Origin of the sequence: Thalassospira lucentensis (assembly GCF_001613805.1) — a bacterium.
In the GTDB taxonomy this organism is placed as follows: domain Bacteria; phylum Pseudomonadota; class Alphaproteobacteria; order Rhodospirillales; family Thalassospiraceae; genus Thalassospira; species Thalassospira lucentensis_A.
This window is the reverse complement of sequence record NZ_LPVY01000008.1, coordinates 50,645-76,317: the sequence shown is the minus strand read 5'-3', so window position 1 is coordinate 76,317 and position 25,673 is coordinate 50,645. Positions and strand designations below refer to the sequence as shown.

Here is a 25,673-nt window from a genome sequence, read left to right as displayed (position 1 = left end):
TGCATATGGCAATGCCATGTCCCTTCGACGGCCAAAACAGATCATCATCCGCATGATATTTCCGCATACGGGGTTTTCTTTTGGGCGATTGCCGATTGACGGTGGCATCCGTAAGATCGGATTCATATCTCGCCGTAGGAAACGTTGTCGGTCCCCCTGTACATGGGTCTTCTCCCGGCAACGCCAACATGCCACCACAAGGGAAGTGTCAAATTGTTCGATCACATCATCGCGTCTGAAAAATCGTCCAACCCGATCCGCATTACGGCCGTTGCCGAAGCCGATTTCAAAAACTGGCTCGGCAAACAAACTAATGGTCATCAGGCATGGGTCAAATCTTCCGGCTATGAGGGCAAACGCGGCACCCATCTTGCCCTGCCCGGCGAAGCGGGCGCCTATCAGACCGTTGTGATCAGCTATGTCGATGATGCAAAAACCCAGTGGGATTTTGCGGCACTGCCCGGTGCGTTGCCTGTGGGCGAATATATCCTGACCGATGACGTCACGGAAAATGATGCAGTCTGCGAAAAGGCAGTTCTTGGTCTTTATCTTGGCGGCTACCGGTTTGATCGTTACCGCAAGTCAGATGCCAGCACCGCAAAAAGGGCCCTTTTTGCCATTCCGGCAAACGAGGCGGCCAAGCGTGCCGAGAATATCGCGCGCGGCATTGGCCTTGCCCGCGATCTGATCAATATCCCGGCTAATGACATGGGGCCCGAGGAACTCGAAGCCGCCGCACGCCGCCTTGGCGAGGAATTCGGCGCAAAGGTCACCAGCATCGTTGGCGAAGATTTGAACAAGCGAAACTTCCCGGCGATCTATACCGTCGGCAAGGGCAGCGACCGCGACCCGCGCCTGATCGATCTGCGCTGGGGCGATGAAAGCGCACCTAAAATCACACTGGTCGGCAAGGGTGTCTGTTTTGATACCGGTGGCTATGACCTGAAACCGTCCAGCAATATGCTGCTGATGAAAAAGGATATGGGCGGCTCGGCACAGGTTCTTGGTCTGGCGCGCATGATCATGGCAGCCGGTCTTCCGGTTCGTTTGCGCGTTCTGATCCCGGCTGTTGAAAACATGGTATCGGGCAAGGCATATCGGCCAAGCGACATTCTTCAGACCCGCAAGGGCATCACGGTTGAAGTTGGCAATACTGATGCCGAAGGTCGGCTAGTCCTGTCCGATGCGCTGACCGAAGCCGTCGCCGAGGATCCGGAAATGCTTCTGGACTTCGCGACCCTGACCGGGGCGGCACGTGTTGCACTGGGCCTTGGTCTGCCTGCCCTGTTTTCCAATAACGATGATCTTGCCAATGGGCTTCTCGAAAACGGCCTGGCGCTGAACGATCCGATGTGGCGCCTGCCGCTGTGGGATGATTATCGCCCGATGCTTGATAGCAAGGCAGCCGACATGAACAACATTTCCGGATCGCCCTATGGCGGGGCAATCATCGCCGCTCTGTTCCTTGATCGTTTCGCCGAGGGCGCAAAAGCCTGGGCGCATATTGACCTGATGGCGTGGAATCCTTCTGCCCGCCCGGGACGCCCCGAAGGCGGTGAAGCCCAAGGCATTCGGGCTGCTTTCAAGCTGATCGCGGATCGTTACGGAAAGTAAACGTTTAGTTTTTCCCAATTAGACCTTTGACATCTGTGCAGGGGTCAGGTAGACAGATTACGTATTCGTAACAAATTAATTGTTGGGCACAGGCATGTCGATCGAGATCAAACCGTCTCAGGCGCTTGACCTTTGGCGTATCGCGATTGTGGAAAGTGTGCGTCGGGACTCTCCCGACCTATCGGCCCGCCAGATGGCCCTTATGCTAACTGTTTACCTGACTCCGGCCCCGCATACCGTGCGCGGCCTATCGGACGCACTTAACATTTCCAAACCGGCCATTACACGTGCTCTTGACCGCCTCAGTTCGCTGGGCATGGTCAAGCGCAAGGTCGACGAGGACGACCGTCGCTCGGTCCTGATCCAGCGGACGGTAAAGGGCTCCGTTTTCCTGCGCGAATTCGGCGACATTATCGTCGCTGCCGGCAAGAAAACCGAATAGCCGAGGCTTTCGGGCCAAGTTTTTCGGGTGCCACTGCCATCGGCAAGCAGAATTCACCCGGTTTTTGGCAGCCAAGAATTGGCAAGAGTGCGCAATTCCGCCAGATGGGACAGAAAATCTGCCCCATCCTTCCCTCCCCACCTTCCCACACGTAAGAATAGCCAACAAACAGACCAGTTGGTTTGTTAAGAGTTTTTGCGTCCAGGCATTAGATATTTGATTTAATCTTTTGATATCAAAAACTTATATCGAAACACCCGCGCATAGAGCCGCAACATACACTCCGTGACACAAGAAGTTTCTGCTTACCCCAGATTTCGGCTTAACGGGTTTTGGCAATGCTTTCCGGCATGTCAATCAAGGACAAAAGCAGGGCTGCAACAATCAAAACACCGCCGCTAACACGGCCAATTGTGTTTTTCCCACCGCGTTTTATCAGCCAGGGCATCAGACGGGCGGCACCCATCGCATATATCATTACGAATGTGTAATCAAAAATCACAAAGGTGGTTCCAAGAATCATCAACTGCGGCAAAAGTTCCGCCGACGGATTGATGAATTGCGGAAACAGTGCTCCGAAAAAAGCAATCGCTTTCGGGTTGCCGGCTGCGACAAGGAAGCCTTCGCTGAACAGGCGACGCTTGCACACAGGCTCAAATCCCGACGCTGAATTCATTTCGATATCGTTACTATCATTTCCTGCCCTGGATTTGCGCAGGATCGCTGTCACGCCGATAACAAACAGGAAAGCAACACCGCACCATTTGACAACACCAAACGCCGTCGCCGAAGTCGCAAGCAACGCCCCCAGACCAACTGCGGCAATCACCATCTGGATCATGTTGGCGGTCACATCGCCAAGTGCCGTAATCATTGTCGGGCGAGGACCATAACGCAACGAATGCGACATCCCGATCAGAACACTTGGACCCGGTGTCGCCACCATAAGTGATACCAGTGCGCAAAAGCTGAGCCATGTTTCAATCGGCATTTCAATCCCCGGGTCACATCAAACGCCCTCGGAATATCACGCTCAAGCCCTCGAACAAGTGCACTCTGCGCACGGCTGGCATCCACAGACCAAGTGCACAGGGAGTCACCGCCCCTGCCGCATACAACCCGTTTCAAAACGCGTTGTATGGGAATGGACCAATCCGCAAAGGATCGTTCAGGAATGGGGAGACAAATCATATGGCAAGCGGCCACAAGGCATGCACAGGATTTGCAGGAACGTCTCACCGCCCAGGCTTTTTATCACCTGGCCAATTGTCATAGAACTTGCGCACCTGGACCGAGCGGATGGCTTCTGGTGGCACAATGCCCCGTGCGGTCGATAAAAGCCGGTTCTGAAGAGCGGCAAAATAGCGATTGGTCGTTGGCGGAAATGGAGAGAATGGTGGTTCGGATTTGATTTCCTCACCATTTTCCTTCGCCGCTTCGGCCGCTTCTTTTTCCGCTTCGAGTTCTTCTGGCGTTTTGGGCGGTGGCGGCGCGATCAGTTCTGGCCCGTTATAGACAAAGCCACGTTTGCCTGCTTCGAGCTTGTCATACCGGTTCTGGGTATCACGATACATGATGCGCTGAAGATCACGCAGAAATGCGTTCTGTAGTTTGGGCTCAGCCTGTTCGAGGATGGCACGGTCCGCCACCGACGACGCCTCCAGCCAAACGTGAAACACCATCTGCCGGATTGCACCGACCTTTGGCAAAACCACGGTCAGTGCAATTGAATCCGACTGGATTACCGTTTCGGGAATCTCGGGTTCCTTTGGCCCACTGCTCTCGGATGTGGCGTCCCCGCCATGTCCGCCACCAGACGCATGCGCGTCTGATGCCAGCAGCAACATCAACCCCATCGATACCGCCGACAGCGGCATGACAAGCCAGTTCCTGAATCCTTTCGGGTTTTTTCCCGGTTCGGTCATGAACACTCGCTTCCAGCCCGTAATTGTACCATGGCATTGCCCGACGAACGCGGTTAGCCATTGTCAGGTTCCCTTCGGACTTAGCTTTGCACGAACTCCGACCCGGCTGCACGCAAATCAAGTGCCGCAGCCAACAATGCCTTTGTATAGGATTCCTTCGGATTTTCAAAGACTTCGTCGGCATTTCCGCTTTCGACAAGCCGCCCGCCCTTCATCACCATCACCCGATGCGACAGAGCGCGCACCACACGAAGGTCATGGCTGATAAACAGATAGGCCATCTTGTGGCGCGCCTGAAGATCACGCAAAAGTTCGACAATCTGTGCCTGTACCGACATATCGAGTGCCGATGTCGGTTCATCAAGAACCATGAAACGCGGTTTTAAGACCAGTGCACGCGCAATGGATATGCGCTGGCGCTGCCCGCCAGAAAACTCATGCGGATAACGATCCATTGCGTTCACCGGCAAATCGACTTCGCGCAACGCCTCGGCAATGCGTTCAGTGCGTTCCTGCCGGGACATTTCCGGGTTATGGATTTCAAGCCCTTCGCCGACGATCTGGCTGATCGACATACGCGGGCTCAGGGATCCGAACGGATCCTGAAACACTACCTGCATGTCGCGACGTAATGCGCGCAAATCACCCCCGGAAAATTGCCGGACATCTTTACCATCAAATCGAATATCGCCGGTCGATGACAGCAGACGCAGGATCGCCATCGCAAGTGTCGTCTTCCCCGATCCACTTTCGCCAACAATGCCCAATGTTTCGCCCTGTTTCAGGCTAAGCGAAATATGATCGACCGCATTAAGGTAATATTCCGGGCGGCCAAGCAGCCCCTTCTTGCCAATCGGGAACCGTACCAGAATGTCATTTGTCCGGATCAGCTCCTGTGCATTGTCGGGCAAAGGTGGCGCATTGCCACTTGGCACTGCCGCCAGAAGCTTTTGGGTATAGGGATGCTGCGGATTGTCAAAAAGCCCGCAGCCCGTGCCGCGCTCGACCACCTCGCCATCCTTCATCACGCAAACATTGTCGGCCATTTTCTGCACGATCTGAAGATCGTGGGTAATCAGCAGCAATGCCATACCAAGCTTGGACTGCAGCTCTTTTAGCAACTCAAGGATTTGCGCCTGAATGGTCACATCAAGCGCCGTGGTCGGCTCGTCGGCAATTAGCAATTCGGGTTCGTTCGCCAGTGCCATCGCAATCATTACCCGCTGGCGCTGCCCGCCCGATAATTCATGGGGCAATGCCTTCAATCGCGACGCCGGATCGGGAATACCCACCAGATCAAGCAGTTCAAGAATGCGTTCCCGCGCCTTGCGTCCGCGAAGCCCCTTATGAAGCAGCAACACTTCCCCGATCTGCTTTTCAATATTATGCAGCGGATTTAACGATGTCATCGGCTCCTGGAAAATCATCGCGATCCGGTTTCCCCGAATCTTGCGCAGGATTTTCGCATCCGTGCCGATCATTTCCTGCCCGTCAAAGATGATCGAACCGCCCGGATGGCTTGCCCGCGGATAGGGCAGCAATTGCAGGATCGAAAGTGCGGTCACCGATTTACCCGATCCGCTTTCGCCAACAAGCGCCATCGTCTCGCCGCGCTTCATGGCAAACGAAACACCCGTGATCGCCGGAACCCCGGCAAAGCTCGCCGAAAGGTCCTTTACCTCAAGAAGCGGCTGTGTCGATTGATTGGTCGTCATAACCGTTTCCTTTAAAATGTCTTGCGCGGATCAAAGGCATCACGCACCGCCTCGCCGATAAAGATCAGAAGGCTCAGCATGAGGGCAATCGCAAAGAACGCCGTCATGCCAAGCCACGGTGCCTGAAGGTTATTTTTTCCCTGCGCAAGCAATTCACCAAGCGACGGCGAGCCTGGTGGCATGCCAAGCCCAAGGAAATCAAGCGATGTCAGCGCCACAATCGAACCGTTCAATACAAACGGCAGGAATGTAATCGTCGCCACCATCGCGTTTGGCAGCACATGACGATACATGATGCGATAGTCGGTCATGCCCAATGCACGCGCGGCCCGAACATATTCAAAATTACGTGCCCGCAGGAATTCTGCACGCACAAGACCCGTCAAACTCATCCAGCTAAACAGCACAAGAATGAACAAAAGCGTCCAGAAACCCGGCGCAAACAGGCTGGCCAGAATGATCAGGATGAACAACTGCGGCAATCCGGCCCAGATTTCGATCACACGCTGGAAACCAAGATCGACCCAGCCGCCGAAATAACCCTGCACCGCACCAGCCGCGATCCCGATCACCGAACTGATCGCGGTCAGGGCAAGACCAAACAGGATCGATATCCGGAACCCGTAAATCAGACGCGCCAGCACGTCACGCCCAAGGTCATCTGTTCCCAGCCAATGACGGAATGATGGCGGGGCCGGCTGTGCCTCGCGCATTTCGAAATCAATGGTGTTGTAGGAAAACGGGATTGGTGGCCAGATGGCGAAACCATGTTCTTCGATCTTGCCAAGGATATAGGGATCGTAGAAATCCGTTTCGACGTCAAAATCCCCGCCATAGGCAGTTTCGGGATGATCTGACAGGATCGGGACGTACCAGTTGTCGTCATATTTGACAAATATCGGTTTGTCGTTGGCCACCAGTTCGGCAGCCAGACAGATCACAAACAGGATCGCAAAAACAACCAACGACCAATAGCCACGCCTGTTCGTCCGGAAATTTGCCATGCGGCGTTTATTCAGCGGCGACAGAATGATGTTACCCATGATCAATTATCCCGCGCTTCAAAGTCGATCCGCGGATCAACGAAGTGATAGCTGAGGTCACTGATAAGGTTCAGCACAAGACCAAACAACGTAAACAGATAAAGTGTCGCAAACATTACCGGGTAATCACGCTTCATCACGGCTTCAAAACCAAGCAACCCAAGCCCGTCGAGCGAGAAAATCACCTCGATCAGGACCGAACCGGTAAACAGCAACCCGATCAATGCACTCGGGAAACCGGCAATGACAAGCAACATCGCATTGCGGAACACATGCCCGTAAAGAACCCGCTTTTCCGTCAATCCCTTGGCCCGTGCTGTGACCACATATTGTTTGTTGATTTCATCAAGGAACGAGTTTTTCGTCAGCATCGTAAGAGTGGTGAAGCCACCAATGGTCAGTGCCGTAATCGGCAATGCGAGGTGCCAGAAATAGTCCGCAACCTTGCCCAAAAGCGACAATTCATCAAAATTCGATGATGTCAGCCCCCTTAACGGGAACAGATCGAAATAGGTTCCACCGGCAAACACCACGATCAGCATCACGGCCAAAAGAAAGCCCGGAATGGCATAACCGACAATGATCGCCGCCGATGACCAGACATCAAAATTCGACCCGTCCCGCACGGCCTTGGCAACGCCAAGCGGCACGGAAATGATATAGATGATCAATGTCGACCAAAGGCCAAGCGATATCGAGACCGGCATCTTGTCGATCACGATATCGACCACATCGCGATCCTGAAAATAGCTTTGGCCGAAATCGAACGTCAGATAATTTTTCATCATCATCCAGAAACGTTCATAAGCCGGTTTATCGAACCCGAACTGCTTTTCAAGCTGGGTGATGATTTCGGGGTCAAGCCCCTGAGCCCCACGGTAGTTCGAGGTCGAGGAAAAATTGTTTCCCCCGCTGGCACCACCGCCGCCACTATCAGCCCCCTGATTGCTGATGCGCGCGGTTGCGGCAACATCCGTGCCCTGTAACTGGGCAATCATCTGTTCTACCGGGCCGCCCGGCGCGAATTGCACGATTGCAAAGTTCAGAACCATAATCCCGAACAGCGTCACCGGGATCAGCAAAAGACGACGCAGGATGTAATTCAGCATGGCCTAGTACCCTCCCTTCTTAAGCTGCCGCGACTTTTCGGGATCAATCCACCATGTCATGACGGATGATCCCTTAAGTGGCACCACATCAGGTCTTCCGAACACATCCCAATAGGCCATCCGGTCCCCGCCAAGATAATATTGCGGGATCACATAAAATCCCCACTGCAAAACGCGATCAAGTGCACGCACACGCTGCACAAGGCTTTCGCGGCTGTCGGCATCCACAACCAGATCAATCAATTCATCAATAACCGGGCTTTTGATACCGGCAAAATTGCGACTGCCGGGTTGGTCGGCGGCTTCGGATGACCAGAAAATCCGCTGTTCGTTCCCCGGTGAAAGGCTTTGTGTCCACCAGAAAGTCGTCATATCGAAATCATAGGCCTGAATGCGATTGACCCACTGCCCGGTATCGATCAGGCGAATATCCATGGTTACGCCAAGCTGGCGCAGGCGCGCCTTCAGAACCAGCGCGATCTTCTCGAGCCCCGGCTGGCGGATAATCAGCTCAAACCGGAACGGTTCACCGGTCTTACTGTTGACCAGCTGCATATTGCGCAATTCCCAGCCCGCATCCTGCAAAAGCTGCATCGAATGGCGCAATGCTTCGCGTCGGCCATTGGGTGCATCAAAGTTCGGCAATTGTGGTGGCTGGGTAAACAGTTCCGGTGGAAGCTGGCTTCTGAATCCTTTCAGGATATCAAGCTCCTCGCCCTGCGGCACACCGGTCGCTGCCAGTTCGGAATTGGCGAAGTAGCTGACATTGCGTTTATACGCGCCATAGAACATCGCACGGTTCAGCCATTCGAAGTCAAACGCATATTGCAGGGCTTCCCGTACGCGGATATCGGCAAATTGCGGTTTACGCGTATTAAACACATAGGCCTGCATGCCATTTGGCAGATTATCGGGCAGGAATTCCTTCTTGATCTGGCCATTCTGGACTGCGGGCGTGTTGTATGCCGTACTCCATTCGCGCGAAGAATGTTCGCTGCGGATCATATATTCCCCGGCAAAGAACGCCTGACGTTGCACATCGGGATCAAGATAGGTGTCAAACCGCAACGTATTGTAATTGTTGCTGCCACGATTAACCGGCAGATCCTCTGCCCAGTAATCCTTGACCCGTTCATAGGTAATCCGGCGACCGGATTCAAAATCGCGGATTTTATAGGCGCCACTACCTACCGGAATATCAAAGGTGGTTTTGGAAAAGTCCCGCCCTTCCCAGTAATGCTTAGGCATAATGGCAAGCTCGGCCACGATCATCGGCATTTCACGGTTGTTGCCCGGTTTGAAATCAAACCGGACTGTCAAATCGTCAATCGCCTCGACCTTTGCGACCTGGGCGTAATATTGCCGATAAACCGGGCTGCCCTTTTCAATCAGGATATTGAACGAAAACACGACATCTTCGGCGGTGATGTCCGTACCATCCTGAAACCGCGCGCGCGGATCAAGGTGGAAAATGGCAAATGACCGATCCGCGGGATATTCAATGCTGCGTGCAATCAACCCGTAAAGCGACGAAGGCTCGTCCGCACTAGATACCATAAGGCTGTCATAGATCAGGCCAAGCCCGCTGGCAGCCGTGCCTTTAAGGGTATAGGGGTTTAATGTGTCAAACGCGACGATAGAACCCTGCACAAGCGTCCCACCCTTGGGAGCATCCGGATTGACGTAATCGAAATGCCGGAAATCAGGCCCATATTTCAAATCGCCATAAAGCGATATGCCGTGTGAAACGGTGGTCAGGGGTTTAAGCTGTTCCTCATCGACCCGCACGGTCGGTGCGGCTGTAATATCGGGTTTATCGCCATTCTGTGCCATCGCTGCCGTCGAAACCGTCAACGATGCTGCGAATATCAGCGCCCCAAATGCGCCCCCGAAATAGCGGGAAATTTTTCCCGGGCTCCCCGTTTTCCGTGCGATGCACGTCTCGCCTGCTTGCCGCGTCATATTTATTCCTGAAATGTGCCCGGCTCGAAGCCCGAACCCCGGCAGGGCCAATACGCATCATTGGATGATCTGACACAATTACGGACGCACTGTTCGAAACGTTCCGGACAAGTCCCGCCAAGAATAACGGGGACCGGTTACGCCGACGTTACGTCCGTAACGCATCTTGATCCAAACGACATATTCATAATGAGGAATAAAATGGTTCAATTTCAAGGCATCATCTTGAAACTGTCATTCCGCCCCTGATTCTTTTTGCAAAAGCTTGCGCTTGTCCGTCTCCATCCTGATTTCGGTCATCAACCAGTCGCGAAACGCCCGCACCTTGTGCCGCTCCAGACGTCCCTCGGGATAACACAGTGAATAGGCATACGGGCTATCTACCGGCAAATCGAACGGCACGGTCAAACGATTGGTTACCACATATTCCCCAATCATCGCCGGGTCTGAAATCACCGCGCCAAATCCGCTGGCCGCAGCTTCCATCGCCATATCAAGAGTCGCAAAAACCGGCCCCCGGTCGGGATCAACCCCCTCTATCCCCGTACCCTTCAGCCATATGCGCCAATCTTCTCGCTGAGCCGAACAATGCAGCAGGGTAACCCGACCAAGGTCTTCTGGGGTTTTCAGTTCTTTCGCAAGATTGGGGTGGCACACCGGCAGAAGCCGTTCACCGGTCAAGAATTCGTGTACCAGTTGATCACCGGGCGTATCAGCAAAACGTATGGCAATATCGGTTTCGTTAAAATCTACCGGGGCGGCATCGTCGCTATATGTTCCCAACTGCACTTGCAGGTCGGGATGTTCCATCTGAAACCGTCCAAGGCGCGGCACGATCCAGCGCATTGCAAATGTCAGAGGCGACAGGACCTTAAGCTGCGTATCATCCGGCCGGTTTTCGATCCGCGACACGGCCAGCTCGATCGAATCAAATGCCGCAGTTAACGACGACAGCAAGTTGCGCCCCGGTCGCGTCAGCTTGAGGCGCCGGTGATGACGTTCAAACAATTGCCGCCCCAACACATCCTCAAGATGCTGCACCTGTCGGCTAACGGCCCCTTGTGTCACATTAAGCTCATGTGAAGCTTTGGTGAAACTTTCAAGCCGACCGGCGACTTCAAAGGCACGAAGCGCATTTAACGGCAATGGGCGGCGTTTCATGGCAACCAACTTGCATGATTAAAACTCATGCAATGATGACAAAAGATGGTTTGAGCGCAAGTGTTTTTAAGCGTAACTCTGGGTTTAACAGAACGAGAAACATTCAGGCCGCATACAAATCGGGAGCTGGCCGATAGATTGAAGGAATGAGATCATGGTCGCGATCACCAAAGATGCCGGTGCTTTTGTCACCACCCGCCGTCACCACAACAGCGTAAATGTTATGGAATTGCCGCGTCAGTGGGCAAAACGTTATGTTCTCCGCCAGAAGCTTGCGACGATGGACAGCCATCTGCTGCGCGACATTGGCTGGGACGTATATGAAGCACGTATCGAAGCCGCCAAGCCATTCTGGAAAGCCTGAGCATTCCGCTTAAAGGCACCAAAACGAGAGTATTTATTATGTCTCCCCGACTTTTCCGCTTGCAGGGGCCGCTTTCATTCCCCCTGCAGGTTATTGAAGCGCTGACAAGCGTCTTCAGTCTCCCGACACGCAAGACCGAGATTCGTACCCGTTATTGATGGTTTTGTGTTCCTGATTGCCGGCCATCCCCCGATGGTCGGCATTTTTTTACCCGGATAACCCCGAACCGGATTACCTCTCTGGATGCAGGTACATCAGGTTTGCTGCATTCAGCACCGAATACATCACCGCGAACTGAGCATCAAACTCATATTTGTCGGGTCTCGGGTCAAACATCTCGTAAATCTGGCCGACCGTGCGTTTGCCATTGATGCGCGTCAGAATGCCGGGGCTCGCCGGGGGCAGGCTGCGCGTTACAGATAATCCGGTAAAATTGATCTTGATATGGCCGGTTTTGGCAACAGACCGCGCCAAGGCAGCCCCGTCTATACGCACAAAGAATGGCACCGCATTACGATCAGGTACGGGCGGTTTGACCTTGTTTTCCGATTTCACCACATAAAACAGATGCTTGGTAATGTTGCCTGCCATCAATTCGGCCAATGCGGCGCGTTTGCGGAACGGCACATGTACGGCCTTGTCCAGAACGTCGTGGCGCGAACAATAGGTCGTCGGGTCATAGCGCATCGGTTCGATGAATTGCTGAAGCCGCAAACCGGCTTTCTCGACAAAATCAAAAACCTCGTCAACGCGATATGCCCGATCCTGCTGATGCAAAAGCAGATCATAAAACCCGGAGTCTCCCCCCTGGATGTGATCATTTACAAACGGGTTACGCTTCAGCCAGTTTGTACCGGGCAATGAGTCAAACAGTGCCTTGCCAAGATTAAGCCTTTTGCGCCCACCAGCTTCCGCCGAAAGGCGATCCATCATCTCCTGCATATGATAAACGCCGATCCGGCCAAGTTCGCCGTAAACCATCAAACCCATACCGCCTTTGGGTTTGAGCGCATCAGCCAAAGCCTTTAACCCGGCATCCGGGTCGGGCAGATGATGAAGCACACCACAGCAATCAATATAGTCAAACGGACCATATTTTCCGGCCAGATCAACAAACGATCCGGTAACAAATTTGACGTTCTTTTCAAGGTTGCGGCGTTTGATCCGTGCCTCGGCGATCTCGCGCGAGCTTTCCGAAAGGTCGATATAGACAATCTCGACCTTGGCCTTGCGATCACGCGCCTGCTGCGCCAGCATCACCAGCGCGTCCCCGGTACCACCGCCTGCGACAAGTATCTTTATCTTTTTGTCATTCGCCGACGGATCGTAGCCACCAAACACGAAATGAACCACTTCGTCCCAGTTTCCTGGTGATCCCACGACGAGGCGCTGGTCTTCATCCTTCGGATCACGGGCCGGATAGGGGAATGTTTCATATTGTGCCCGCGTTTTATCGGACGCTTTTGGCTCGTCTGGCTTTTTCCGGGTTTCGGACATCAGCGGCATTCCAATGGATCAACAGGTGCTTTAGCAAGCCCGACAGGGAGCCCGCAGGACGGAACGATATCAGGGACGGCAACATCCTATAAAATTTCAAGGATTTGATTAATAGAATAATCGTCAGGCGACGAACTCATTCGCCGCAGCGGATCACAAGCTTCCCCGTCGCAGTCCGGTTACTGATCGCTTCTAGTGCCACCATCGCGTAGGAAAGCGAATAAACCGCCGACACCATTGGTGATATCTTCCCCGATGACAGCAGATCCAGAAGCTCAGCCATGCCTGCCTTTGCGATATCCGGGTTCTGTTCCAGATAGGCCCCGAAATAAAAGCCAAGTGCGGCGACATTCTTGACCAGAAGGATGTTGGCCGGAATTTGCGGCACCGATCCGCTGGCAAATCCGATCAGAAGGATACGTGCGCCGGGCGCAACACAACGCAGGCTCTGATCAAACACGTCGCCACCGACCGGGTCATAAACCACATCCGCCCCAGTTCGCCCGATCCCGGCACAGATTTCCTTTACCCGGTCCCGAATGCTTTCGGATTTGCAATCAATCACATGATCCGCGCCATGCGCTTTGGCGATCGCGCATTTTGGCTCCCCACCCGCGGTCGCGATGACGGTGGCACCCAAAAGTCTGGCGCACTCCACCGCGGTAAGGCCAACACCCCCTGCCGCCCCGTGGACGAGAACGACATCTCCTCGCTGCACATTGGCGCGATATTTCAATCCAAACCATGATGTTCCATAGGCAATCTGAAATGCAGCCGCCGAATCAAATTCGACATTATCGGGCAGGATAGTTACAGATCCTGCATCCACCGCGATCTTTTCCCCATACCCGCCCCAGTCGGGCATTGCCATAACCCGATCCCCGATTTTAAGGCCCCGCACACTCGGACCAACCGCCGAAACTGTCCCGGCAATTTCAAACCCTGGCGCAAACGGGCCCTGGGGGCGCTTCTGGTATTTGCCTTCAAGGATCAGCGTATCGGCAAAATTGACGCCACACGCTGCGATATCAATGATGACGTCACGGGATTGTGCGAACGGTTCATCGCAATCGATCAACATCGGCGCGTCGCCAAATGCCTTGCATATCCATGCCTTCATGGCTGTTTTCCATATCGTGATCCTGCCCGATCACAGACAGTGTGCCGCGCGCAAACCGATCCGACAAGGAAAAGCCCGACAAAAGACAAAGATGAAAAAGTCTTAGAAAAACTTCTGACGCCTGCGTTTGCGGGTCATCAGCAACAGCAGGATACCCGGCACCAGCAAAATGATGAAGGCCGGGGCAAGAAGAGCCGGAACAAACGCATTGTCCCAAATCCAGGCCGAGATATAACGCTGGATCACGGACTGCAACAGGTTCAGGCTTCCGGCATCCAACCGATACCAGAGCTCGCCTGCCGCCACAAAGCGGAACGTTCCTGTCTGAAGCGCGGTAATGCCATCACCGACCAGCACAGCAAGACTGGCAAACAGCAATATCCATCCCAACGCCCTGAAAAGCCACATAGCCGTCTCCGAATTCCCGGTCAGAACTTTTCGTTTTCGTTATGATCGCGGCCACGCTACCGGCTTTGCCCCGCCAGCGTGAAGGTTTCCGCGAATCACCCTATCGTCCCGGTACATCTGGAACCATAGCCTGAAACCTTAGAGGCGATTGATCAACAAGAAGTAAATATTGGACAAATTGCTACAACTTTATCCGTCAAGTTATTGTAACAAGGGTACTTGTTCGCCGTTTGGATAGCGACCTGAACAAACATCAAAAAGTACGGGATTTTGCCTTGTCAACCGGGATCGGGTCGGCTAATGTCCGCCCGCTTTCGCGATATATACAAGATCGCATGTGGAGAGGTGGCCGAGTGGTTTAAGGCGCACGCCTGGAAAGCGTGTTGGGGTGTAAGCCCCTCAGGGGTTCGAATCCCCTCCTCTCTGCCACTTTATCAGTCATGAACACGTGACCGATTGCATTCCCCGATAATCTCTACGTTTAGAACGATAGCAGGGGGCGGCAATCCCGTCCCCCTCTCAATATTCAAACATCCTGATTACTGCTGATCACAATTACGCAGGTATTTTGCGACCATAGGCATCCTTCAGCCGCGCCCAATTATTCCAGAACGGCTCGGGCTCAATGCCTGAAATCCGACCGGTCAGAATATCGATATGCGCATGCCATCCGGCACTGACACTGAGCAGGTTCGACCGATCTGCAAGGCGGCGATGGATGATTGTCAGCAATACCTGATCGCCGCTTGGTTCCAGCTCGAACGACACATCCCCGCTGCCAACCCAGGTAAAGGCAAGCCTGCGTAGCGGTTCAAGTGCGGTAATCTTGCTTTGCATCCGGTGTTCGCCGCCAAACCCGGCCGGTTTGTTTCCCGGCGGGTTGGTCAGGGTATCGTTGCGCCAGACAAATTCGAACGGTGCGCCGACCTTCAATTCCATCCCGGCCGATGCCAGCCATTTGCTGAGAAACTCATCTTCGGTCAGATAGGACCAGGCCCTTTCGATCGGGCCGGGCAAAAGTCGCTGGATTTTAAGCGTCGCGGGCTCAATCAATGTGCCGAAATCGTCTATCTTTCCAAAATTGGTCATTGGGCGTCTCCCGTCCTGGAGTTGGGGCTGTTCTTAGCGGCATCCCTGCGCAACAGATTTTCCAGAACATCAAGCCGTTCGTTCCAGAACCGCGCATAGAAGCCAATCCATTCATAGGCACTCGCCAGCGGGGCAGGATCAAGGTGGCAATAATGAGTGCGCCATCTGATTTCGCGCCGGATCAATCCGGCACTTTCCAGCACCTTGATATGCTTCGATGCCGCGGCTAGTGAAATGGCAAATGGTTCCGCAAGCTGACTGACAGTCCTCTCCCCTTCCGACAGATCAAAAAGCATCTGTCGACGCGTTGGGTCACCAAGCGCGTGAAAAACCGCATTCATCTGCTGTGCATTTAATTCAACCATACAGTTGAATGTAAATTCCACCCCACGCTGAGTCAACCATTCTATTAAATGACACCACTCTCCTTCAGCACGAGGTTTTAGGTGCGCGATGTTTTCGCGCCCGCTAAACTGAAAATCCGGGGACAAGCCACCCGATATAATTGGCAAAAAACCACATCAAGCACGAGGACAACGACAAAATGGCGGTAATTGAAGGCGGGTTCCTGCACACGGCGGTCCTTTTCCTTGGTGCAGCCGTGTTCGCAGTGCCTATCTTTAAAAAACTGCGTCTGGGTTCCGTGCTGGGGTATCTGTGCGCAGGGGCATTGATCGGACCATTTGGCCTTGCCCTGATTGCAGAACCGGAAGAAGTCCTGCACTTCGCCGAGTTTGGCGTTGTTCTTTTGCTGTTTATTATTGGTCTTGAATTACGTCCCCAACGCCTGTGGGCGATGAAAGGCGAGATTTTCGGACTGGGTCTGATGCAGGTTGTCGTCACTGCCGCCCTTCTTTATGCCGTGCTGATTGCTTTTGACTGGCCGTGGCAGCAGGCCGTGATTGCCGCACTTGCCCTGTCGCTTTCCTCAACCGCCTTTGCGCTCCAAATCCTTGAAGAAAAGGGCACACTCAATAGCGACCATGGCAATACCGCCTTTTCGATCCTGCTGTTTCAGGACCTTGCCATTGTGCCACTGATCGCCCTTGTCGCATGGCTCAGTCCGACAAGCGACGGCGGCGAAGCCGGAACCGACTGGATCTATATTGCCAAGACCATCGGTGCGATTGCACTGGTTATCGGGGCGGGCAAATATCTGCTTAATCCGTTTTTCCGTATCATTGCCCTGACCCGGGCACAGGAAATCTTCACGTCTGCCGCACTGCTGCTGGTGATCGGCGCGGCCCTTCTGATGCAGGCTGTCGGTCTGTCGATGGCACTTGGCGCGTTTCTGGTTGGTGTGATGCTGGCCGATTCCGAATATCGACATCAGCTTGAAACCGATATCGAGCCCTTCCGTGGCATCCTGCTGGGTCTGTTTTTCATCGCGGTCGGCATGTCGGTCAACTGGCCGCTGGTCGCCAATAATATCGGAATTGTTCTGGCATCGGTAGCCGGGCTCATGGCAATCAAGGGGATCGTGGTTTATGGCCTGTGCCGGATTTTTCGCAAATGTCACGCGACCGCCTGGCGGGCCGCGATCACCATCCCGCAAGGGGGTGAATTTGCCTTTGTCCTGTTTAGCATGGCGGCATCGCTTGCCGTCATCAGTGCCACACGCGCCAACCTTCTGACCGCCATCGTCACCCTTTCGATGGCGGCCACCCCGCTTGTCGGTGCGATTGCCGAAAAACTGTCTGCCAAACTACGCAAGGATGATCAGCCGGATGTGGACGGCATCGAAATGGCCGAATTGCAATCGGTGATCATTGTCGGCTTTGGCCGTTTCGGGCAAATCATTTCACGTGTCATGGCCGCACGTGGCATCAACGCCACCGCGATCGACAATGATCCGAAACGCATCCAGATGGCCAGCCTTTATGGCAACAAGGTCTATTTCGGCGATGTCCGGCGAAGCGATGTTCTTGCCACCGCCGGAGCCGCGAATGCCGATTTGATCTGCCTGTGCATCAATGATCGTGAGGCGACCAGACAGGCCGCCAAATATATCAGCGAACTCTTTCCTAAACCGAAATTGCTGGTGCGTGTTTACGACCGCAACCATGCACTCGATCTTATGGAAATCGGGCTTGGCGTCGAACAGCTTTATCGCGAAACCTTTGATGCGGGTGTTTCCATGGCACGCCACGGGCTTTCAATGCTTGAAACCGAACACGATGTCATTGATCAGATTGCAGATGAATTTCGCCGACGGGATATCGATATGCTGCACGCCCAAGTGGCCGAAGGCCGCATTGCCGGTATGGCAAAGGTTCATGAAAGCTATCAGCTTGACCGCAATGATGCGCGCACCAACAAGGATGATCCGGCAATGTCGCGGCTGTAATTGTCCGCTCCGTTAACCTTGGGCAAAACCCCGAAGCTTGTCGCGCATCACCAGAACCGAATGCTCGTCGGTGTAATCCTCTAACCGGTCAAGCGCCACCCATGCCAGATCATCGGATTCATCGGTGATCTTCAGAGGATCGCGCATGTCGGCTTCAAACAGGAACCGCATGTCGTAATGCAGATGTGCGGGCCCCTTGGCATTTGCAGGAATTTCGTGAATGTCGATGTCAAAAATCGCAGATGACAGGGGCCGTATCCACGAAAGCCCGCTTTCTTCATAGGCCTCGCGCTGGGCAACAAACAACACATCACGCACTCCGTCACAATGCCCGCCAAGCTGAAGCCAGCGTTTAAGCTTCCGGTGATGGGTCAGCACCACATGACTGCGCTTTTCATTCACGACAAAGGCCGATCCCGTGACATGTGACGTTACCGGATCATTTTCAAATGCCTTGGGTTCACCTGCGATAAAGTCACTGATACGTAGGTGATTTTCTAGGTCACGATCAGACTGTGGGACAAAGCTGGCAAGGTCGATATGCATGATATTCCGGTGTTTGAAATTGACGGTTTGCCGACCCTAGCTGAAGCCGCCACTGCAGAACAACCGAAAACCCGGAAGCATAAAGACGAAGCCAACCTATTTCCGGACGATCCGATTTACCGCATCGGAAATCTCCGTTCCACCATCGGTCAGTTCGATAATCTCCCGACGGATTTCCGGGGTTTCAATCAATTTGGCCAGAAACTGCGCAACATTGCCACGCTTGACCGTGCCGTAAGGAATCGCAAATCCGGCGTTCACGCGCCCGTCCTGATCTTCATGCAACAATGTTCCCGGCCGGAGGATCACCCAATCAGCATCGGATGCCGCAACATCCGCATCGGCGCGCTTTTTCTCGGTCATGTAATGTTCAAACCGCGGATTGGGGTCTTTGCCGCGTCCGGCTTCGGGGAAAGCGGAAACAAGATAAAGCCGCGAAATGCCTTCCTGCTTCATCGCCGCCAATACATGGCCCGGCCCGTCGCCATCAATTCGCGTGGTCCGGTCAAGGCCGCTGCCCGCCGCCCCGGATGAAAAGATAACAATGTCATGACCCCGGATCAAAGGGGCAAGCGTTTCGGCTGTTAATTCCATCAGGTCACCAGCAACCGGCGTAATCCCTGCATTCCTGAGGTTATCGGCCTGTTCGGTTTTACGATGCAGCCCTGTAACCTGATGCCCGTTCGCCAGTAAAATCGGCGCCAGACGATGACCGATGCCACCCGTGACACCAATGATGAAAACCCGTGCCATATCGTGTCTCCGACTTCTTCATTTCTATGCAAACCTGTCTTCAGAGCTAGTTTGCAACCCTTCGATGTCAACAAGAGCCGCAGTTTCCAGTTGGCTCGGACATCGGCACAAAATTGCCACAGGAAAATTTGGAACGTTTTGAAATCATAGCCGTTGGTGAGGTGTAGCGCTCGACATCAATGAAAGGAGAGACGTTATGCCTGCGATTGATACCGCAAAGATTCTTATTCTCGCGACCGATGGCTATGAACGTTCGGAATTGCGTGTTCCGCGCGACAAACTGTCGACCCACGGGGCTGATGTCAAAATCGCATCCCCCAAATCATCTCCGATCAAAAGCTGGGATAAAAAGGATTGGGGCGACACGGTCGATGTCGATATCGAAGTCAAAGATGTCGATATCAACGATTACGACGCACTGGTTATCCCCGGCGGCCAGATCAATCCCGATCTTCTGCGCAATGACGAGGCATCCGTCAGCCTGGTCCGAGAATTCGTCGCGTCCGGCAAACCGGTTGCAGCGATTTGCCACGGCCCATGGCTTCTGGTCGAAGCTGGTGCCCTGCGCGGGCGCGCCGCAACTTCATACAGTTCGATCAAAACCGACCTGCTGAATGCCGGTGCGGTTTGGCGCGATGAACCCGTGGTCTGCGATCAGGCGATTATCACGTCACGCAATCCTAACGATCTTGATGCCTTTGTTTCCAAGATTGTCGAAGAAGTCAGCGAAGGCAAACATCGTCGCGCTGCATAACCGATCAAGGTCCCCCGCCTGATCAACAAAAACGCCCCGGAAAACCGGGGCGTTTTTTATTCAAAGGCATCAGAAAACCACACCTGGCAACCATTTGGCCAAAGACGGCCATAGCCAGATCACGAAGATGCCAAACACCTGAAGTGCGATAAACGGCACCACACCGGCATAAATCTGTCCGGTGGTAATTTCAGGTGGTGCGGCACTGCGCAGGTAAAACAGCGAGAAGCCGAATGGCGGCGTTAAGAACGACGTCTGCAGATTGATCGCAATCAGGATCGCCAGCCACACCGGATCATGCCCCATCATGATCAGCCCAGGTGCGATCAATGGCAGCAGGATCACCGTGATTTCCACAAAATCAAGGAAGAAGCCCAGAACGAAAATCACCGCCATGCAGAAGAACAACGCCCCCATCGGGCCACCGGGCATGGATTCAAGGATTTCCGCGACATGGTCTTCGCCGCCCAACCCGATAAATACCAACGAAAACATGCTGGCGGTCAGGATGGTGGCAAAGATCATTGCCGTCACCGTCATCGTCGATGTCAGGGCGGATTTCAGAACATCCGCCTTCCATGCCTGCTTCAAGCAGGCGGTAATAGCCGCAACACCGATGATCGCCAGCACGACATAACCCGCACCAAAAACGTAATCCAGCCCGTCCAGATCGTTGCGCTGAAACCGGACCGGTGCAATCCCGGCCATGACAGCAAGGACAAGAAGGGCCGCAGTCCCCGCCAGCACCAGATTGCGACTGGCTCCCTGCCGGATACCCGCCATCAGGATCGCGCCAATCGCGCCGACCGATGCGGCCTCCGTCGGGGTCGCGATTCCACCAAGGATCGCACCAAGAACCGCAATAATCAGCAAAACCGGCGGCAGGATCGCACGTATCACCTCGCCCATATCCGGGCGGCCATCGTCACTTTTGACCGGCGGCATATCATTTGGCCGGAAAAAACCACGCAACAGGATATAGGCAATATAAATCACCACCAGCGTCAGACCAGGGATCAGGGCGCCTGCAAAAATCTGCCCGACCGAAATGGTTTCGATGGTGAACTTACCCTGTTCATACTGCGCCTGCTGATAGGCTGATGACATCACATCCGACAGAATGATCAGAAGCGTCGAGGGCGGAATGATCTGCCCCAAAGTCCCTGCCGTGCATACAAGCCCCGATGCCATTTTCGGGTTATAGCCAGTGCGCAACATGGTCGGCAGCGCGATCATGCCCATGGCAATCACGGTTGCACCAACAATCCCCGTCGATGCCGCCAGCAACGCGCCCACCAGCACGACCGAAATGCCAAGCCCGCCGCGCAACTGGCCAAACAACCGGCCCATGGTATGCAACAGATCTTCGGCGATGCGTGATCGTTCAAGAACCACGCCCATCAGAACGAATAACGGAATGGCAATCAGCACGTCATTGGTCAGAACGCCAAACACCCGCTGACCAAGGGCGCCCATCAACGCAATATTCATCGCGTCCGTCGCCCAGCCGATAAAAGCAAAAATCACCGCCACGCCGGCAATGGAAAACGACACCGGGAAACCCAGCAAAATGCAGCCCATCAGGGCCGCGAACATCAATAGATCAAGATATTCCATCAGGCGGCACGCCCCCGCAGAATGATAATTTGCCGCAGAAGACAGGCAACCGACTGAATAATCAAAAGAATACAAAAGGCTGGAATCAGGGATTTAAGCAACCAGACGGCAGGAATACCCCCTACCGAAATCGCCCCTTCCAGCATCGAAACGGAATTAACCACCGACGGCCATGACCAATACAGCAACGTTGCCATCGACGGGATCGCCAGCACGACATAGCCAAAGGCATCAATCCTGGCCTTGGTCGTTTCATGCGCCGCGGCATAGAAAATATCGACCCGCACATGCCGGTCGACCAGAAGCGTATAACCCGCACCCAGCATGAAAAGCCCGGAATGCAGGTAAAGCACGCTTTCATTTAACGCGATCGAACTGAACCCGAAAACATAGCGCAGCAAAACCACGGCAAACTGCAAAAGAACCATCAGAAGTGCGAACCACCGCACGGTCATTCCGGTCCACTGGTTCACCTGATCCAGTGCATCAGCAAGGCGTTGCATGAAATCCCCCGCGAAACGACAAAACCGGCGCGAGCAAACCCGCGCCGGCCTTCAGTTCTATCAGAAGCCAAGGACCTTGGCGCGCGCATTCATCTGACCATTATCGGCATAGGTCATGTAGCCGCCAATAAGATCACGATAGGCAACAAAACTCTCAGTCGTTTTGCGCGTCAGCGCATCATCGCTTTCGCGAAGCTCGCCAATGACTTCGGCTGCTGCCTTGCCCATTGCTTCGATAACATCATCAGGCAACATGCGCACCTGCACTTCCTGTTCGGCAACAAGCTGTTTCAAGGCCATCGCATGTTTGGTCTCGTACTCGGTCCAGACCTCGTTATAAAGGCTGTCACAGGCAAATTTGACCACGGCCTTAAGATCGTCGGGAAGGTCGGCATATGCCTTGGCATTTACCGCGCATTCCTCGGCCGAGGACGGCTCGCCCACACCGGGCCAATAGTAATTCTTGGCAACCTGATAGAAGCCAAGCGCACTATCGGACCACGGACCGATGAACTCGCCCGCATCAAGCGCACCCGACTGCAACGCCTGGAACATATCACGCCCGCCCATGGCCTGAACCGCCATGCCAAGCTTTGCACACATTTCCGATGCAAGGCCGGTGGTACGGAATTTAAGCCCCTTAAGGTCTTCGGCCGATTTGATTTCATTACGGAACCAGCCAGCCCACTGCGGGCCAGAGTTCCCGCAAAGGAACGGTTTCAGTCCAAACTGGCCATAAATCTCGTCATAAAGTTCCTGACCGCCACCATGGGTCAGCCAGCCAACCTGCTCGTCTGCACGCAGGCCGAACGGCTGCGACCCGAACAGAAGAATGCCCTTGGATTTCGATCCCCAATAAGCAGGAACCGCGTGATAAATGTCCGCAGTCCCTTCGGCAACCGCATCAAACACGCCGTTGCCCGGCACCAGTTCACCGGCGGCATGCAACTTGACCTCAATCCGGCCACCCGAAAGGGTCGTGATGCGATCAGCCAGTTTCTGTGCGGCAACGCCTGGCCCAGGCAGGTTTTTGGGCCATGCGGTCACCATGTTCCACTGTCGCTTGTCCTGTGCAATTGCCGGGGTGGCAAAGGTCGCCGCGACGGCAGCAGCCCCGGCACCGGCAACACCGGCGGTCAGAAATTCACGTCTTTTCATTTTATATAGCCTCCGTGATGAAGAACCCTGATTGGTCGGGGGCATCTGCCCCCCGGCCCGTATTTCGTCAGATTACTTGCCAAGAATCCCGGGAAGATTAAGCCCGTGTTCTCGTGCACAATCCAGTGCGATGTCATATCCCGCATCGGCATGACGCATCACACCGGTTGCCGGATCATTCCAAAGGACACGTTCGACCCTACGTGCGGCATCTTCCGTACCGTCACAACAAATTACCATGCCGGAATGCTGCGAAAAGCCCATTCCGACACCGCCACCATGATGCAGCGAGACCCATGTGGCCCCCGATGCCGTATTCAGCAGCGCATTAAGCAACGGCCAGTCACTGACCGCGTCCGAGCCATCTTTCATGGCCTCGGTTTCGCGGTTCGGACTTGCGACCGAACCGCTGTCCAGATGGTCACGACCGATCACCACCGGGGCTTTCAGTTCACCGTTTTTGACCATCTCGTTAAAGGCAAGCCCCAGACGGTGACGCTGCCCCAGACCGACCCAGCAAATACGCGCGGGCAAACCCTGGAACGAAATGCGTTCGCGCGCCATATCCAGCCATTTATGCAAATGCTTGTCATCCGGAATCAGTTCCTTGACCTTCTGATCGGTCTTGTAGATATCCTCGGGATCGCCCGACAACGCCGCCCAGCGGAACGGTCCGATCCCCTTGCAAAACAGCGGCCGGATATAGGCCGGGACAAATCCCGGAAACGCAAAGGCGTTCTCGAACCCTTCTTCGAGTGCCATCTGACGAATGTTGTTACCGTAATCGACGGTCGGGATACCCGCATCGTGGAAGGCAACCATTGCCTCGACCTGAACGCGCATCGATGCGCGCGCCGCTTTTGCCACGGCTTTCGGATCAGATTCCTGCTTCTCGCGCCATTCCGCCACCGACCAGCCCTGCGGCAGGTAACCATGAACCGGATCATGGGCCGATGTCTGGTCGGTCACGATATCCGGGCGAACGCCACGTTTGACCAGTTCCGGGAACACATCGGCGGCATTGCCGATCAGGGCAACCGATTTTGCCTCGCCCGCCTTGGTCCAGCGACCAATCATCGCCAGTGCTTCGTCCAGCGAATGGGTTTTTTCATCGACATAACGGGTACGAAGGCGGAAATCGGCGCGGGTTTCATCGCATTCCACGGCCAGACAGCATGCACCGGCCATAACGGCGGCCAATGGTTGTGCGCCGCCCATACCGCCAAGACCACCCGTCAGGATCCATTTGCCCGTAAGACTGCCGCCATAATGCTGACGCCCGGCCTCGACAAAGGTTTCATAGGTGCCCTGAACGATGCCTTGTGATCCGATATAAATCCATGAACCCGCCGTCATCTGGCCATACATCGCCAGACCTTTTTTATCGAGTTCGTTGAAATGATCCCAATTGGCCCAATGCGGTACAAGGTTGGAATTGGCAATCAAGACACGCGGTGCATCCTTGTGGGTGCGGAACACGCCCACCGGCTTGCCCGACTGCACTAAAAGAGTCTGGTCATCTTCCAGTTCCTTCAGGCTGGCAACGATCTGGTCGAAATCCTTCCAGGTACGCGCCGCACGGCCAATACCGCCATAAACCACCAATTCATGCGGGTTTTCGGCCACATCGGGATGCAGGTTATTCATCAACATGCGCATCGGTGCTTCTGTCAGCCAGCTTTTCGCTGAGATTTCCGTGCCGGTTGCCGGATAGACGTCGCGCTGGTTATGCTGCGGATTGTTGCTCATGATTTGCCTCTTAACGTCGGGGCCAGTTCGGCCAATTTTTCAAGAATGGAAGTCAGATGCGTGCGCAGTTTTGCGGCACGGCTTTCGTCATAGGCCCAGGGTGCTGCCTCGGCCTGAAGATAGGTTGATTGCGCCAGTTCCATCTGGATGGCGTGCTGATTGATATCGGGGCGACCGTAATGGCGCGTGGTCCAACCGCCTTTGAAACGGCCATTGAGGATGCTGGTGTAATCCTGTGCCGCAGCACAGATATCACGCGTTGCCGCCTCGATCACCGGATCGCAGGTCGTACCCAGATTGGTGCCAATATTGAAATCCGGAAGCTTCCCGTCAAACAGGAACGGGATATGTGACCGGATCGAATGGCAATCATAGAGGATCGCAACCCCGTGCTTTTCACGCACCCGGTCAAGCTCGCCTGCCAATGCCTGATGATAGGCGCTGTGAAAATGATGCGCCCGAAATGCGATATCATCGTCGTCAGGGGCCTGATCCCAGATGTTTTCACCATCAAAATCGGTTAACGGCACCAAGGTCGTGGTGTTCTGGCCGGGATACAGACTGACCCCTGCCGGGTCACGATTGGCATCAATCACGTAACGGTGGAACGTTGCCCGAACCGTCGTGACATTATCCAGAAGCCCGTCATAAAGCGTATGGATATGCCAATCCGTATCGGCAAGTTCGCGCCCGCGATCATTCAGTTTTGCGGCAATGTCGTCTGGAACATAGGTCCCCGTATGGGGTAATCCCAGAACGATGGGGCCATCACCGCGTTGTATTTCCACAGGATTCAT

General features: G+C 54.3%; 24 protein-coding genes and 1 tRNA gene. 6 read left to right on the top strand and 19 right to left on the bottom strand.

The features are described from left to right. Positions 1–213: 213 nt before the first annotated feature. Positions 214–1,614: a leucyl aminopeptidase family protein gene (locus AUP42_RS08885; protein WP_062951053.1), complete on the top strand. Its 1,401-nt coding sequence runs from the start codon at positions 214–216 to the stop codon at positions 1,612–1,614. Between the two features lie 94 nt (positions 1,615–1,708). Next, positions 1,709–2,056, top strand: coding sequence for a MarR family winged helix-turn-helix transcriptional regulator (locus AUP42_RS08880; protein WP_062951051.1), 348 nt, complete (start codon positions 1,709–1,711; stop codon positions 2,054–2,056). Between the two features lie 322 nt (positions 2,057–2,378). Here the strand turns inward: AUP42_RS08880 and AUP42_RS08875 are convergent, their stop codons facing one another. The 7 genes from AUP42_RS08875 to AUP42_RS08845 all read right to left on the bottom strand — a co-directional run bounded on the left by AUP42_RS08875 (position 2,379) and on the right by AUP42_RS08845 (position 10,971). Beyond that, a complete protein-coding gene (locus tag AUP42_RS08875) occupies positions 2,379–3,047 on the bottom strand; it encodes a LysE family translocator (protein ID WP_062951049.1) in 669 nt (222 codons plus the stop codon). 244 nt (positions 3,048–3,291) lie between these two features. After that, positions 3,292–3,981 (bottom strand): hypothetical protein, encoded by a 690-nt coding sequence (locus AUP42_RS08870; RefSeq protein WP_062951044.1) that lies wholly within the window; start codon positions 3,979–3,981, stop codon positions 3,292–3,294. 80 nt (positions 3,982–4,061) lie between these two features. Further along, complete coding sequence (locus AUP42_RS08865; RefSeq protein ID WP_062951034.1) at positions 4,062–5,696, bottom strand: ABC transporter ATP-binding protein; 1,635 nt, start codon at positions 5,694–5,696, stop codon at positions 4,062–4,064. An 11-nt stretch (positions 5,697–5,707) separates the two neighbouring features. After that, positions 5,708–6,739: an ABC transporter permease gene (locus AUP42_RS08860; RefSeq protein WP_062951024.1), complete on the bottom strand. Its 1,032-nt coding sequence runs from the start codon at positions 6,737–6,739 to the stop codon at positions 5,708–5,710. Positions 6,740–6,741: 2 nt separating this feature from the next. Next, positions 6,742–7,848: a microcin C ABC transporter permease YejB gene (locus AUP42_RS08855; RefSeq protein WP_062951022.1), complete on the bottom strand. Its 1,107-nt coding sequence runs from the start codon at positions 7,846–7,848 to the stop codon at positions 6,742–6,744. 3 nt (positions 7,849–7,851) lie between these two features. Next, entirely contained in the window at positions 7,852–9,702 is a 1,851-nt protein-coding gene (locus tag AUP42_RS08850; protein WP_231858207.1) for an extracellular solute-binding protein, read from the bottom strand. A 342-nt stretch (positions 9,703–10,044) separates the two neighbouring features. Continuing rightward, on the bottom strand, positions 10,045–10,971 hold the full coding sequence (locus tag AUP42_RS08845) for a LysR substrate-binding domain-containing protein (RefSeq protein WP_062951016.1): 927 nt from the start codon (positions 10,969–10,971) through the stop codon (positions 10,045–10,047). Positions 10,972–11,125: 154 nt separating this feature from the next. On the opposite strand from AUP42_RS08845, the gene AUP42_RS08840 reads away from it, so the two are divergent. Next, positions 11,126–11,335: a DUF1127 domain-containing protein gene (locus tag AUP42_RS08840; RefSeq protein WP_062951014.1), complete on the top strand. Its 210-nt coding sequence runs from the start codon at positions 11,126–11,128 to the stop codon at positions 11,333–11,335. A 231-nt stretch (positions 11,336–11,566) separates the two neighbouring features. Here the strand turns inward: AUP42_RS08840 and AUP42_RS08835 are convergent, their stop codons facing one another. From AUP42_RS08835 to AUP42_RS08825, 3 genes are all read right to left on the bottom strand, one after another. Then, positions 11,567–12,832 (bottom strand): class I SAM-dependent methyltransferase, encoded by a 1,266-nt coding sequence (locus AUP42_RS08835; protein WP_062951362.1) that lies wholly within the window; start codon positions 12,830–12,832, stop codon positions 11,567–11,569. Between the two features lie 136 nt (positions 12,833–12,968). After that, positions 12,969–13,952: an NADPH:quinone oxidoreductase family protein gene (locus tag AUP42_RS08830; protein ID WP_062951012.1), complete on the bottom strand. Its 984-nt coding sequence runs from the start codon at positions 13,950–13,952 to the stop codon at positions 12,969–12,971. Between the two features lie 102 nt (positions 13,953–14,054). Continuing rightward, on the bottom strand, positions 14,055–14,360 hold the full coding sequence (locus AUP42_RS08825) for a hypothetical protein (RefSeq protein ID WP_062951010.1): 306 nt from the start codon (positions 14,358–14,360) through the stop codon (positions 14,055–14,057). Positions 14,361–14,699: 339 nt separating this feature from the next. On the opposite strand from AUP42_RS08825, the gene AUP42_RS08820 reads away from it, so the two are divergent. Further along, positions 14,700–14,789, top strand: a tRNA-Ser gene (locus tag AUP42_RS08820). A gap of 126 nt (positions 14,790–14,915) precedes the next feature. Here the strand turns inward: AUP42_RS08820 and AUP42_RS08815 are convergent. Further along, positions 14,916–15,449, bottom strand: coding sequence for an SRPBCC family protein (locus AUP42_RS08815; protein ID WP_062951008.1), 534 nt, complete (start codon positions 15,447–15,449; stop codon positions 14,916–14,918). Then, positions 15,446–15,814: an ArsR/SmtB family transcription factor gene (locus tag AUP42_RS08810; protein WP_062951006.1), complete on the bottom strand. Its 369-nt coding sequence runs from the start codon at positions 15,812–15,814 to the stop codon at positions 15,446–15,448. The genes AUP42_RS08815 and AUP42_RS08810 overlap by 4 nt, the downstream gene beginning before the upstream one ends. 179 nt (positions 15,815–15,993) lie before the next feature. Here AUP42_RS08810 and AUP42_RS08805 point away from each other — a divergent pair, with 179 nt between their 5' ends. Continuing rightward, positions 15,994–17,796 carry a monovalent cation:proton antiporter-2 (CPA2) family protein gene (locus AUP42_RS08805; RefSeq protein WP_156484583.1) on the top strand — a complete coding sequence of 601 codons (1,803 nt, stop codon included), beginning with the start codon at positions 15,994–15,996 and terminating at the stop codon, positions 17,794–17,796. Between the two features lie 12 nt (positions 17,797–17,808). Here AUP42_RS08805 and AUP42_RS08800 read toward each other — a convergent pair whose 3' ends face one another. Then, a complete protein-coding gene (locus AUP42_RS08800; protein ID WP_062950999.1) occupies positions 17,809–18,342 on the bottom strand; it encodes an NUDIX hydrolase in 534 nt (177 codons plus the stop codon). 96 nt (positions 18,343–18,438) lie between these two features. Further along, positions 18,439–19,095 (bottom strand): NAD(P)-dependent oxidoreductase, encoded by a 657-nt coding sequence (locus tag AUP42_RS08795; RefSeq protein ID WP_062950998.1) that lies wholly within the window; start codon positions 19,093–19,095, stop codon positions 18,439–18,441. 196 nt (positions 19,096–19,291) lie between these two features. Between AUP42_RS08795 and AUP42_RS08790 the strand changes: the two genes are divergently transcribed. Then, positions 19,292–19,849 (top strand): DJ-1/PfpI/YhbO family deglycase/protease, encoded by a 558-nt coding sequence (locus AUP42_RS08790; protein WP_062950997.1) that lies wholly within the window; start codon positions 19,292–19,294, stop codon positions 19,847–19,849. Positions 19,850–19,918: 69 nt separating this feature from the next. Here the strand turns inward: AUP42_RS08790 and AUP42_RS08785 are convergent, their stop codons facing one another. The 5 genes from AUP42_RS08785 to hutG form a co-directional block, all read right to left on the bottom strand. Further along, a complete protein-coding gene (locus AUP42_RS08785) occupies positions 19,919–21,466 on the bottom strand; it encodes a TRAP transporter large permease (protein WP_062950996.1) in 1,548 nt (515 codons plus the stop codon). Next, positions 21,466–21,969 (bottom strand): TRAP transporter small permease subunit, encoded by a 504-nt coding sequence (locus tag AUP42_RS08780; RefSeq protein ID WP_062950995.1) that lies wholly within the window; start codon positions 21,967–21,969, stop codon positions 21,466–21,468. Before AUP42_RS08780 ends, AUP42_RS08785 begins: the two co-directional genes overlap by 1 nt. A 60-nt stretch (positions 21,970–22,029) precedes the next feature. Then, positions 22,030–23,127: a TRAP transporter substrate-binding protein gene (locus AUP42_RS08775; protein ID WP_062950993.1), complete on the bottom strand. Its 1,098-nt coding sequence runs from the start codon at positions 23,125–23,127 to the stop codon at positions 22,030–22,032. A gap of 72 nt (positions 23,128–23,199) precedes the next feature. Next, positions 23,200–24,876: a urocanate hydratase gene (gene hutU / locus AUP42_RS08770; RefSeq protein ID WP_062950991.1), complete on the bottom strand. Its 1,677-nt coding sequence runs from the start codon at positions 24,874–24,876 to the stop codon at positions 23,200–23,202. Then, positions 24,873–25,673, bottom strand: a complete 801-nt coding sequence (hutG, locus tag AUP42_RS08765; protein WP_062950989.1) for an N-formylglutamate deformylase — start codon at positions 25,671–25,673, stop codon at positions 24,873–24,875. The genes hutU and hutG overlap by 4 nt, the downstream gene beginning before the upstream one ends.